The following is a 10,971-nucleotide window of genomic DNA, read 5'->3' as shown; positions in this document are numbered from 1 at the left end:
AGCGTGGCCCACAACCTCTTGAAGCAAGCGACCCTCGCTTACTAGGAGCGAGGGTCACTTGACTTTCATCAGGGTCCGCCCCAGTCACCCGTGCGGGTGACTATTGGGACAGCCCCCAGGATAATTCAGGACAGCACTACAGTGCGACGGCGTGGCAGCAGGTAGCAGCGCTGGCCAGATGGTCGTCGAGGCCCTTCGTCTGTTCCGAGGGCGCCACGTCTCCGTCCGCGCGCACGCTAAGCGGAGACGGAAGGAGCCGGGTCGGGAATGGTGAGATGACGCATGGCATCAACGGGGCCGATGACATCCAATATTTCGACACCGACCAGATGACCTGTGCTATCATAATGGCCGATAACCCCGGGGGACACATCTTCGCCAAAGGTCGGCTCCGCATCTCTCACCGTGATGTAAAGAGCATGGGCGTCCGGATCGTAATCGATTCGCACGATCAATATCTCTCCTCTCTATGGATAGTGCCGACGCGGATGCGCCGTAACCACCGTGATTTGCTGGGTGTCCTCATAGATGACGACCCGAATCCAACCTCGCGTCTCGACTTGTCCATAGCAGTCTTCCCGTCCCGAGCCGTGGATAGACGGCTGGCGATGCTCAGGATGCCGGATGATGGCCTCAACCTCGGCGAGGGTAATTCGGTATAACTGCATTTGCCGCCGCGCATGACGGCCGAATACAATGCGTTTCATCCGATCACCTTTCGCTATAACATCAGTGTATCATGGAACACGGAGAAAAACGTGAGATGCGCGGGGCAGGATGCACTTGGGGGCGTGCGGAGGCTGTCACCATCACGGAACCTCCACTCCGCGCTTAGGGGATGGTTTTCCGGGGGTCGAAGCCGAACGCGTCTCGAACTCAAAGGCCACCCGTCCTTCCGGACCGTCCAGTTTCAACCGGGCGTCGAACGACTTTCCCGCCTTGCTCTTAAATCCCTTGATGACCGCCGTGGTTTTTCCGGATAGCAAAGTTTTGACCTGGGTTGCCGTGAGCTTCTTGCCCGCCACGATTTTCCAAATCATGAAGCGGCACCCGTCTTTCCACTCCGAGCACCCCCACCCTTTCGGGCTCTCACGGATTTCGCCCTTCTTGCATAACGGGCACTGTCCGAACGCACTGGGCGTTTGAATCCCCTCCCCTGTCTGATGACGTGCCGCGTCCACCACGTCCTGCGTCAACTGGCGAATGTCCCCGAGAAAGGCCCGCGGATCATCGGACGACTCGGCAATCGCCTCCAAGCGCGCTTCCCAGGCCCCGGTTAAGTCGGGCGATTGCAACGTCTCCGGCAGCACGCGCAGCAAGCGCTGGCCCTTGTCGGTCGAGACCAGCGTCTTTTTCTCGCGTCGAATGTATTCACGGGCCAAGAGCACTTCCAGGGTGCGGGCGCGGGTCGCCGGCGTGCCAAGCCCGTACTTTTCCATCAAGGCCAAGAGGCTGGCATCGGTGAGCCTGGCAGGCGGTTTGGTCTCCTTGTCGCTCACCGTCGCATCGAGCACCGTGACCGCATCGCCCGACCGGAGGCCGGGTGGCAACGCGGCGTCCGGATCGGTGGGCTTCTAGCAGCGGGCTGAGGAAAATGGCGTCACGAGGAGGCGCGCGGATCGACTGAGCAATCGCACATGAGAAACGGCAAACTGACCAAGGCGATGCCAGCGGGCATCCGCCACGGAAAGTGCCTTTGTCGTTGGGGTCTGCGTATAGCCGGACACATAGCCTCGTACCGTGAGACCGGCTTTCATGGCTTCGACGTAATCGCCTTTGCGGATCGACCAGGGGGTAATCGTGCCCCCTTTGCGCTTGCGTCGGCCATGGGATAGCGGGTTCCGAAAATGGAGCGCCCGGCGAAAGAAGAGCGGCCGTTGAATCACGGCAAACGGCGCTTCCGTCACGTGACACGTTCCTTCCCAACGCTGGCCGTGATCGCCATTTTTCTCGTAAAACGGGACATAGTGTAGAAAATGACTCGCCGCGAGAGCCACGCCGTCGACGGCATGGCTGGCCGGAGAGCGTTCGGCTTTCTTGCGCGTTTTCTTGAGATCTAATGCGAGCCGGAGCTGCGCGGTCTCCCAGCCTTGCCGGGGTTCGAGGGGCCAGCGTTCGGCCAAACGATTCATCTGCCATTGCTGACCGACCATGACCGGGCTGAACGATTGGGTGCCGCGGGCCTTCACGACTTCGTAGACCACGTGGGTGATGGGGTAAATTTTGGCGAGTTCTTGGAGCACCCGCCACTCCAGTTCGCGGTTGGCTTTAATGCTGGGGGGAATCTTGTGACCGGTCCGATGGAGAAAGTGGATCGGGCGGTGGGGTGTTTTACGATACCGCCGGAAGCGGCGGGATTGCCGCCGATCAGCCATTGCTTTTTGGACCAGGGGGAACGGCAGGACGAGATGCCCCATCCACAGGGTCGCTTGGGGCGTTTGCACGCTGACGCCCGAGTAGAGCTTGCCGGGATCAATGCCGACGACGGTATCGTGGGGGATCTCTTCCCGCGTCGGATGGGTTAGCTGGAGGTAAAACGTGCCCAGCTTATCCCGTTTGGGAATCGCGCCTCCGCTTTTGATCAGCTTGCGCGCTTTCGCAGGCGTCGTCGGGCTGAGGGGTTTTCCGTGCAGAGAGACAACCGCAATACGCATGAGGATAGTCCTCCTCCGAAATGGAGTCTGTGCCGCCAGAAGCGGCGTCCCATCGACCATGCAACTTCGGGCTGTGTCGTGCGGTGGAACACCGCACCTGACGCGGACTCTCGCGTCCCTTCGTGCGCGGAACTTGGGAAACATTCCGTGGCGTTGGTCCCGAAGTGCCGATGAAAACGGTCTAGTGCAATGCTTACGTTGCGAAAGTCTCTTCACAAGCCCCCACCTCGGGCCAACGGCTCAGGTGGGGGTCATTGACGGAGAAAAAGAACGGCGGTTTGATGGACACGGTCTTTTTCTCGAGGCGCGAAATCTTCCCCGGCGTCCCTGGCGGGAGCTTTTGGGCCAACCCGTCCGCTTGCGCCTTACTTGGTATCCGAGCGGCGTGTTCTTTTTCAGGGCCCTGCCAAATGCCGGTATAGTCGCCGGCGGGAGCTTGAAATTTAACAGCCAGCTGCCAATAGGGCGTCGGCTTAAACGTGCCGATTTCCCGATCCCGGTCGACGATAATCTTGAGCGTCGGCGTTTGCACCCGCCCCACCGAGAGCGGCTGCCCCGGTTGTCCATGGCGGAGCGAAAAGGCCCGGGTGGCGTTGAGGCCCACGAGCCAATCCGCTTGCGCTCGGGCCAAAGCGGCTTTGGCGAGATCGTCATAGTCTTTGGCGGGCTTCATGGATGCCAACGCTTTCCGAATCGCCGAGGGCGTGTTTTCCGAGAGCCACAGCCGGTCAACGGGTTTCTTCACGCCGGATAGGCTGTGAATGAGCCGAAAGATGCTTTCTCCCTCTCTATCCGAATCGCAGGCATTCACGATGCGGTCAGCCTGTTTCATGAGACCGATCACGATCTTCAGATGGGCCTGGGTTTTCGGGATGGCGGTCAGCTGAAACCGATCAGGCAGCATTGGCAACGTGGCCCATGCCCACGTTTTCCATGTGGGATCGTATTGTTCCGGACTCGCCAGTGTGACGAGGTGACCATAGGCCCACGTGATCGTATCGGATCCGACCGTCACGTATCCCTCGTGCTTTTGGGTTTGGCCGAGCGTGTGCGCAATATCGAGCGCGACACTGGGTTTTTCCGCAATGATAAGCCGCAAAGTCGCAACCCCCTTTACGTAGTAATCGACACGCGACGGGAAATTCCTGCTTCGCTTTCTTCTCGAAGGCCCGGGGCCTCTCTCATAAAAAAACGGGGGAGGGGTCGCCCCCTCCCCCGTTCTTACTCCGCCAACGCTCCGCGCACGGTTTGCCGCGCGAGGTCGAGCTGCATGGTCAGGTTGTCGAGCTGTTCACCGAAGAGACCCGCGTAGCGGTTGACCCGCGAATCCAACTCGCGGAGCTGTTGCACCAACTTGGCCTGTTGTGCGGTCGTCGGGGTCTTCCCGGCCTTCTTGGCGTCTTGAACGCTCTTTAGGAGCGCCGCCGTCTTCCGGGTGACCTCTTTGTCCAGACTCTGCGTCAACGTGCCAATGACGTCGGCTGAGCGCGTCAGCGGCATCGACCAGACGTGAATCCCGAGGTCGTCCTGGGCCTGGTTTAAGGCGTCAATCAAGCCCACCGCGGTTTCAGGGATGAACTGCATCGGACCCGCGTGCGCCATTTGCAACGCCCCCACGCCCGAGAACCAACCGCGAATCTGACGACGTCGGTCGCCGGCGGTGAAGGTGCGCTGGGCGGTATCCACGAACTCCGTCAGCCGCGACAAGGCATCGTCTTGCTCCGAGGTCATCTGATCCAAGCGCTGAATGCTGATCACGTCGTGCTTCGTGTCCCGCGCAATGGCGGCCAAGGGCCGGAAATGAACCTGTCCACCGCTGACGGTTTCTTCGATCCAGTGGTGTACGGTGCGACCTCGCTCCCGCTCAACGCGGCGAATGAGAGTTCGACCTGGCGCCGCGGCTTGCATTGACCGCAGGCCGCGCAAGTACGCCGTCGTGGCTGGAATGCCCTTAGGAGCTCCGTACGCGGTCAGGCCTGCGCGCATCAACCCTTGTAGCCACTGCTGTTGGTCCACCAGCCCTTCGTCAACCGTGAACCACGCCAACCGCCCCACGTTCGGATGAGACGCCATCAACTGCGCCATCAAATCGTCTTGCTGCAACATCTGTTCAGACATGCGAATCCACTCCTTATCAACAAAATCCTGGCAGGATTCCCCCACTGCACCGCAGGTCAGCGGCGGGAGGAATGCCGAAGGGTTGAGACGTTAGCAGGGGGCAGACGGTACCGCCTGAACGAGCAGCCGCCGTGTCGAACGCCAAAGGAGACGGACGCTCGAGACCGCAAATTGTCCAAGGCGATGCCAGCGGGCATCCGCCACGGAAAGTGCCTTTGTCGTTGGGGTCTGCGTATAGCCGGACACATAGCCTCGTACCGTGAGACCGGCTTTCATGGCTTCGACGTAATCGCCTTTGCGGATCGACCAGGGGGTAATCGTGCCCCCTTTGCGCTTGCGTCGGCCATGGGATAGCGGGTTCCGAAAATGGAGCGCCCGGCGAAAGAAGAGCGGCCGTTGAATCACGGCAAACGGCGCTTCCGTCACGTGACACGTTCCTTCCCAACGCTGGCCGTGATCGCCATTTTTCTCGTAAAACGGGACATAGTGTAGAAAATGACTCGCCGCGAGAGCCACGCCGTCGACGGCATGGCTGGCCGGAGAGCGTTCGGCTTTCTTGCGCGTTTTCTTGAGATCTAATGCGAGCCGGAGCTGCGCGGTCTCCCAGCCTTGCCGGGGTTCGAGGGGCCAGCGTTCGGCCAAACGATTCATCTGCCATTGCTGACCGACCATGACCGGGCTGAACGATTGGGTGCCGCGGGCCTTCACGACTTCGTAGACCACGTGGGTGATGGGGTAAATTTTGGCGAGTTCTTGGAGCACCCGCCACTCCAGTTCGCGGTTGGCTTTAATGCTGGGGGGAATCTTGTGACCGGTCCGATGGAGAAAGTGGATCGGGCGGTGGGGTGTTTTACGATACCGCCGGAAGCGGCGGGATTGCCGCCGATCAGCCATTGCTTTTTGGACCAGGGGGAACGGCAGGACGAGATGCCCCATCCACAGGGTCGCTTGGGGCGTTTGCACGCTGACGCCCGAGTAGAGCTTGCCGGGATCAATGCCGACGACGGTATCGTGGGGGATCTCTTCCCGCGTCGGATGGGTTAGCTGAATAAAGAACGTGCCGAGCGCATTGCGTTTCGGGACGGCTCCGCCACTGCGGAGCAACTTACGCGCCTTGGCCGGCGTTGTGGGACTGAGCGGGTTCCCGTGCAGGGAAACGACTGGGACTCTCATTGAGGATAGGCCTCCTCCTGTTGGAGTTTGTGTGGCGAATGCCACGTCCCATCGACCATGCCACGGCAGGCTGTGTCGTCGGACCTCTGGATCCGACCTGACGCGGACTCTCGCGCCCCTTCGTGCGCGGAACTTGGGAAAGATTCCGTGGCGTTAGTCCTGCTGTGCCTATGAAAATGGTCTAGTACAATGCTTGCGTCGTGAAAGCCTCTTCACAAGCCCCCACCTCGGGCCAACGGCTCAGGTGGGGGTCATTGACGATTGATGCGACAAAGCCCGCGCCGGAGGACGCGGGCCGATTCGGGGGTTGTATTGTGGCACGTGAGGTTAAGCAGGGCGGGTGATGTGATGCACTTTGAGTTCGTGGTCGCAGGCGTCCTGCCAATGAGCAAAGGGTGCTTGACACACATCGCAGTACCAGGGCATGAACTCTCCCGCCGCCTGGCCTCTACGAGGCCGAGGCGGAGGTTTCCGGGATCGCTCCCGAAAGTTCCTGGCTCATGGATCGCTGCGCCGGGACCGTGGGCCCCAGACGTCTTACGCGCATCTCCCCAGGCGTGACTTCGGACCGTTCCGGCCCTAGTGTCCGAAAAATCCGCGTCGGTTTGTGCTTCTTGGTCAGCGGAATTCCAGACAGAAGTTTTGTGATGCCGCGCTGAGCAATGACCACCGCAGCATTGTGGTCCGCATTATCCGTGTGTCCGCAGCGTTGACAGACAAATTCGGATTGACTCTTCCGATTGTCCGGGGAGGTGAATGTGCAGACCGCACATTCCTGCGAACTGTGTTGGGGCGGGACCGTAATGACCAACTTGCCCTGACGCAGCGCTTTATAGCGCGTGAATGACACCACGTCGCTCCACGCGGAGGCCAAGATCACCCGGTTGAGGCCCGCCTTCGCTTTTCTGCCGTTCGGTAGAAACCGGCCGTGGGCATCGCGCTTCGCCTTCGGGCGCTTGGTCATGTGGGAAATCTTGAGATCCTCGAAGACATAGAGATCCCAGGTGTCATTCGCGACCAACTGATGACTGGTTTGATGGGCATACTCGTGCCGCACGTTCTTTTCGTACCGGTGATAGCGAGCGGCTTTCTGCTGGGCTTTGCGGTGGTTCTTCGAGCCCTTCCTGCGTCGGGCGGCCCGCCGTTGCCATTTCTGGCGTTGCTGCTGACTTTTCTTTATCCGGGACTTTTGCACCGGTTGGAGATCAAAGACCTGTCCATCAGACGTCACTAACGGTTTGGCGACGCCCCGGTCGCCGCCGAGCGTGCGCTCGGCGAGCTGGTCCGCGGACAGGTGGCGCAAAGCCTCGGCGATCCGTTCCGTCGCCGTGTCGGCATCGTTTCCCGCGATGGCAATGGTCGGATCGTCGGCCGCAAATGACAGCCACCATTGACCGCCTTCGACGGCAATGTGAATCGACGCGGGTATGGCATGCGCCCGATGCGCCACATACGGGATGATGCCGACGGGAAATTTGGTGGTGCCAACCCGGAGTTGGTAGCCGCCTGTGCCGTCGGCCACGGGTATGAACTGAAACAGCTCCGCAGTCAGCCACACCGCTTGCCGTCCGGTCTTCTTTTTAATCTTGGGACGACCCCCAAGCTTTTGAAAAAAGCGGGTGTACGCCTGCCGGAATTTTACCGCCCCATTGCGAAGAATTTGCGAGGGCACGTGGCGAAGAAACGCCGTCGTGTCGTTGACAAATCGGCTGTATTGTTGATCCACCGGGATCGCTTCGCCGGCCGTGCCGACCATCCGTTGCTGAAAGCGGCGGTAATAGCGATCTTCTTGCACTTTCGCGTTGTAGATGAGTCGTTGGCATCCGATCCAGCGGAGCAAAATCTGTTGCTGGTCGGTGTTTGGGTATAGGCGAAACTTGTAACCGTTCAGCATTGGGTATCCTTTCGCGAACAGTTGTTCCTTAGCCAAAGTATACCACAGATATTTTTCGCCAGCCAAGCCGAACGTCTGATCCCGATGTGCGTGAGTTCTTGAGCCCGGCGGGCTGGCCCGTGACCGAAGGGAATCCCCGTGGGACTTGACCCCCTCTTGGCTATCGCCTAAGAAGGGGAATGCGCGGGCATGATGTTCATGCTTGTCCCCTCGATTTATTGAGTGGGGTAGTCGGCTTAATGGTATCACCCGGCATGGACGACTTATTGATCCGTAGACGGGATTTGGCCAACCACTTCCACTCAGGCGGTGTGTTCCGCGACCCACTCGCGCAATCGAGGCCATGTTTCGGATGCCGGTCCGCCGTTGTCCCAAACTAAGTCCGCGAACTCGCGCAGCAACCGCACTTCTTGTTCCGTGCGATGCTGCCCCGCGTCTTCGCCCAACACGGCCCCGTCCCGCTCGCGAAGTCGTTGCATACGAATGGCGTCGGGCGTTTGACAATAAACCAGCAGAGCCTCCGGCCAGAGCGTCCGAAACCGCGTCCACTCGCTCCAGAGCCGCACGTCGGGCACCACCACCGCCGGGGCATCGGACTCCGCCCGCGCCACCAAGGCATTCACAAGGGCGTCGATGTCCATCGTGCGGAACGCGTCCCCCACGATTTGCTTGGCGCGCCGCCGCACAGTGCCTGGGTCCACGCCCTCGCCGATCAGACGATTCATAGTATCCTGCCACGCGGGCGTATCCAGCGTGGCGATGATGGGATCGGCCAAGTGATGAATGGCCACGCCGAACTTGCCGGCTAACATCCGCGCGGCGGTATCCTTGCCGGAGCCCGCAGGACCTGCGAGCAAAATGGGTCGCATACATATTCCTCCCGTTTCGCAAAAAAGAGACAACCCCAGCTGGCGGCTGGGGCCCTGGACGATAAGGCTACAAACGTGGGCCCCGCGGGGCCTCCGGGTTTGGGGTGATTCGCAGGACCTCTTCATAGATACCGAGCGTCCGGCCGATGCCCTGAATGACTACCGAACCAATCGGTTGCATGTCGCCTTGGTCCGCGGCTTGCAATGCGGCGTAGTAGGCGGGCCGATCATCAGGCTCTAGCAAGGCTGGCAGATACTGATTCCGCATCAACCAAAGGTTGAGCAACAGACGCCCGGTGCGACCATTGCCATCGACAAAAGGATGAATGGCCATCAATCGGGCGTGCATTTCTGCACTGACTGCGACAGGGTGTCCGGTAGCGATGTTCCATTCCCCCATCAAGTCGTCAACGGAAGGCGTTACAACGGAAGGATCCGGCGGGACAAGACGACTGCCGGCTATGGCGACTGGCACGGTCCGAAACTGCCCGGCCGTGTCCGGCTGAGACCGCCGCAAGACGAGGCTATGCAGGGACCGGAGCAGCCATGGCGTCACCGGGTCCGATGAGTGAGCCCAGTGAAGCATCGCGTCCCACGCTTCTGCGTGGTCAATCGCTTCCAAATGGTCACGTAATGGTTTGCCGCCAACGGTTACGCCTTTCAATACGACTTGGGTTTCGGCCAAAGTAAGCCGGTTGCCTTCGATGGCATTCGAGGCATAGGTCATATGAGTACGCAAGGCGGCGGCCAAGGAACGCCGCGTCTCTACTGGCAACGGCCGCGCTTTGTTGATGCGCTCAAGTCGTCGGTCGAGCATCATCAACCACGCAGAGTTGTTCATTACGCACCTCCGGAATCATTTTTCATGGCGCTATATTTAATCACCCAAGTCCCATCCGAAGCAGTTGCCAGAACGCCATCTAAGAGTCATTCACCACGGATCCTTTTTCTTCTGAGTGTTAGCCTATCACACTCGATCGGCATTCGTGCGTAAAACGGCCGACCGAGTGCGGAATGCTGCGCTCAATCCTTTGTTCGACCAGCATGTGCCACGGGTATTCTCTCATCACCGTACCCGTCCTAACTCCCGCTATTGGTTACGGATTTGCGGCTCTGCGAGCCGCCGGACCAGCAGTACCACTGCAGCGCGCTCGTCGGGATTCAACAATGACCACAAATCAACCGGAAATGTTTCGGAGCCATGGCGGGCGATATCCATCTCGAGACCGAGACCTTTCGATGCGACTGTACTTGTCCAACTCCGAAATGTGCGAATGATTTCGCCCGATGGACTATGCAGATGCGTTGTCACCGCATCAGGGAAAGGAATATTTAACACTTTGGACCATATCGCGACCCACCAAATCAGTCCGGCATAGTCATTCGGAGAAAATGCCGGAGGATAATGTCGGCCCGGAAACCACGGTCGGACAAGGTCGACGCTCCACCGACTGTCGATCGTCGAAAGAACACGAGCAAGCTCACAGCACCACACTTGAGAGATGTCTGCTGTTGCGGGGTTTCGAAAGAATTCAGCCAGCTCAAAGGGAGCACCAAGCGGCCCCAGCACTGCCCACAGTGCCGCGGCAAAGTCCGGCCCTGCAATACTTACCCGACGCTACTTTCGACAAGTGGCTTTGGTCCACTTGCGCCCGCCGGGCCAGCTCGCCCTGGCTCAGCCCCTTAAATTTTCGTGCGATTTTCCATGGCAAGACCGTACAATCCATGATGCACACTCCTATCATCAAAAGATAAAATCGGGTTGCTCACACCAGCCCGACCGCGGCGCAAAAAGACATACCGCAGGGGGACGGATCCCTCTGCGGCTTTGATTATGGGCCAATGGCCCGGAGCCTCGATCAGATTGGGCTGCCGAAAACAGCAATAACAATAGTCTCGATCTAACGCTCCGCATCTTTGATACACATAGTATGATTCACCACCCCCAACGTGTCAAGCATTTCCACCAGGTGGTGATCCTCTATCGGAGAGCGAGGGTCTTGACGATAGCATCGCTAATACGATCCAAGGTATCACCAGAAACCCGATGCGTTTTGAGCTGCGTGCGCAACTTGTCGACCGAGCGTACTTCATAGGAACTGGCCCAATGATCGCGGGCAAGCCCCGGAACAGGGTCGATCTCAATGTGGTGTGTATACTTTTTCTTGGGTTCCTGGCTGGTAAGCAGGAGTGTCAAGGATTTTGTGTAAACAGTTTTTCAAGACTCCAAATTCTGTAAGGGCTGGCGGACTCGGTCTTCGAA

Annotated in this window: 12 protein-coding genes; all 12 read right to left on the bottom strand. The window is 59.3% G+C overall.

Annotation, left to right across the window (positions count from 1 at the left end; translation table 11 throughout):
- Positions 1-236 precede the first annotated feature (236 nt).
- Positions 237-449 carry a DUF2283 domain-containing protein gene (locus HIJ39_RS19050; RefSeq protein WP_169102533.1) on the bottom strand — a complete coding sequence of 71 codons (213 nt, stop codon included), beginning with the start codon at positions 447-449 and terminating at the stop codon, positions 237-239.
- An 18-nt stretch (positions 450-467) separates the two neighbouring features.
- The gene (locus HIJ39_RS19045; RefSeq protein ID WP_169102531.1) at positions 468-707 is read right to left on the bottom strand and encodes a DUF4258 domain-containing protein; all 240 of its coding nucleotides are present in this window, start codon (positions 705-707) and stop codon (positions 468-470) included.
- 102 nt (positions 708-809) lie between these two features.
- Positions 810-1,550, bottom strand: a complete 741-nt coding sequence (locus HIJ39_RS19040) for a DNA topoisomerase (RefSeq protein WP_169102529.1) — start codon at positions 1,548-1,550, stop codon at positions 810-812.
- A 24-nt stretch (positions 1,551-1,574) separates the two neighbouring features.
- Positions 1,575-2,654, bottom strand: coding sequence for an RRXRR domain-containing protein (locus HIJ39_RS19035; protein WP_169102527.1), 1,080 nt, complete (start codon positions 2,652-2,654; stop codon positions 1,575-1,577).
- Positions 2,655-2,847: 193 nt separating this feature from the next.
- The gene (locus HIJ39_RS19030; RefSeq protein ID WP_169102525.1) at positions 2,848-3,753 is read right to left on the bottom strand and encodes a DNA topoisomerase; all 906 of its coding nucleotides are present in this window, start codon (positions 3,751-3,753) and stop codon (positions 2,848-2,850) included.
- A gap of 122 nt (positions 3,754-3,875) precedes the next feature.
- A complete protein-coding gene (locus HIJ39_RS19025; protein ID WP_169102523.1) occupies positions 3,876-4,772 on the bottom strand; it encodes a DUF6744 family protein in 897 nt (298 codons plus the stop codon).
- 90 nt (positions 4,773-4,862) lie between these two features.
- Positions 4,863-5,945 (bottom strand): RRXRR domain-containing protein, encoded by a 1,083-nt coding sequence (locus tag HIJ39_RS19020; RefSeq protein ID WP_169102521.1) that lies wholly within the window; start codon positions 5,943-5,945, stop codon positions 4,863-4,865.
- 448 nt (positions 5,946-6,393) lie between these two features.
- Positions 6,394-7,839 (bottom strand): RNA-guided endonuclease InsQ/TnpB family protein, encoded by a 1,446-nt coding sequence (locus tag HIJ39_RS19015; protein WP_169102519.1) that lies wholly within the window; start codon positions 7,837-7,839, stop codon positions 6,394-6,396.
- Positions 7,840-8,141: 302 nt separating this feature from the next.
- Positions 8,142-8,708, bottom strand: a complete 567-nt coding sequence (locus HIJ39_RS19010) for a dephospho-CoA kinase (RefSeq protein WP_169102517.1) — start codon at positions 8,706-8,708, stop codon at positions 8,142-8,144.
- Positions 8,709-8,775: 67 nt separating this feature from the next.
- Positions 8,776-9,549, bottom strand: a complete 774-nt coding sequence (locus HIJ39_RS19005; protein WP_169102515.1) for a Fic family protein — start codon at positions 9,547-9,549, stop codon at positions 8,776-8,778.
- A gap of 700 nt (positions 9,550-10,249) precedes the next feature.
- Positions 10,250-10,435 carry a helix-turn-helix domain-containing protein gene (locus HIJ39_RS25260; protein WP_420824581.1) on the bottom strand — a complete coding sequence of 62 codons (186 nt, stop codon included), beginning with the start codon at positions 10,433-10,435 and terminating at the stop codon, positions 10,250-10,252.
- Between the two features lie 254 nt (positions 10,436-10,689).
- Positions 10,690-10,905, bottom strand: coding sequence for a type II toxin-antitoxin system PemK/MazF family toxin (locus tag HIJ39_RS25255; protein ID WP_169102513.1), 216 nt, complete (start codon positions 10,903-10,905; stop codon positions 10,690-10,692).
- Positions 10,906-10,971 lie beyond the last annotated feature (66 nt).

It is taken from the genome of Sulfobacillus harzensis, assembly GCF_012933365.1.
Lineage (GTDB): Bacteria > Bacillota > Sulfobacillia > Sulfobacillales > Sulfobacillaceae > Sulfobacillus_B > Sulfobacillus_B harzensis.
The sequence above is the reverse complement of the archived record's forward strand: the minus strand, read 5'-3'. Positions and strand labels throughout refer to the sequence as shown.

Coding starts and splice junctions, on each gene's coding strand:
- HIJ39_RS19045 (WP_169102531.1), bottom strand. CDS start 707: ATGAAACGCATTGTATTCGGCCGTCATGCGCGGCGGCAAATGCAGTTA.
- HIJ39_RS19035 (WP_169102527.1), bottom strand. CDS start 2,654: ATGCGTATTGCGGTTGTCTCTCTGCACGGAAAACCCCTCAGCCCGACG.
- HIJ39_RS19025 (WP_169102523.1), bottom strand. CDS start 4,772: ATGTCTGAACAGATGTTGCAGCAAGACGATTTGATGGCGCAGTTGATG.
- HIJ39_RS19020 (WP_169102521.1), bottom strand. CDS start 5,945: ATGAGAGTCCCAGTCGTTTCCCTGCACGGGAACCCGCTCAGTCCCACA.
- HIJ39_RS19015 (WP_169102519.1), bottom strand. CDS start 7,839: ATGCTGAACGGTTACAAGTTTCGCCTATACCCAAACACCGACCAGCAA.
- HIJ39_RS19010 (WP_169102517.1), bottom strand. CDS start 8,708: ATGCGACCCATTTTGCTCGCAGGTCCTGCGGGCTCCGGCAAGGATACC.
- HIJ39_RS19005 (WP_169102515.1), bottom strand. CDS start 9,549: ATGAACAACTCTGCGTGGTTGATGATGCTCGACCGACGACTTGAGCGC.
- HIJ39_RS25260 (WP_420824581.1), bottom strand. CDS start 10,435: ATGGATTGTACGGTCTTGCCATGGAAAATCGCACGAAAATTTAAGGGG.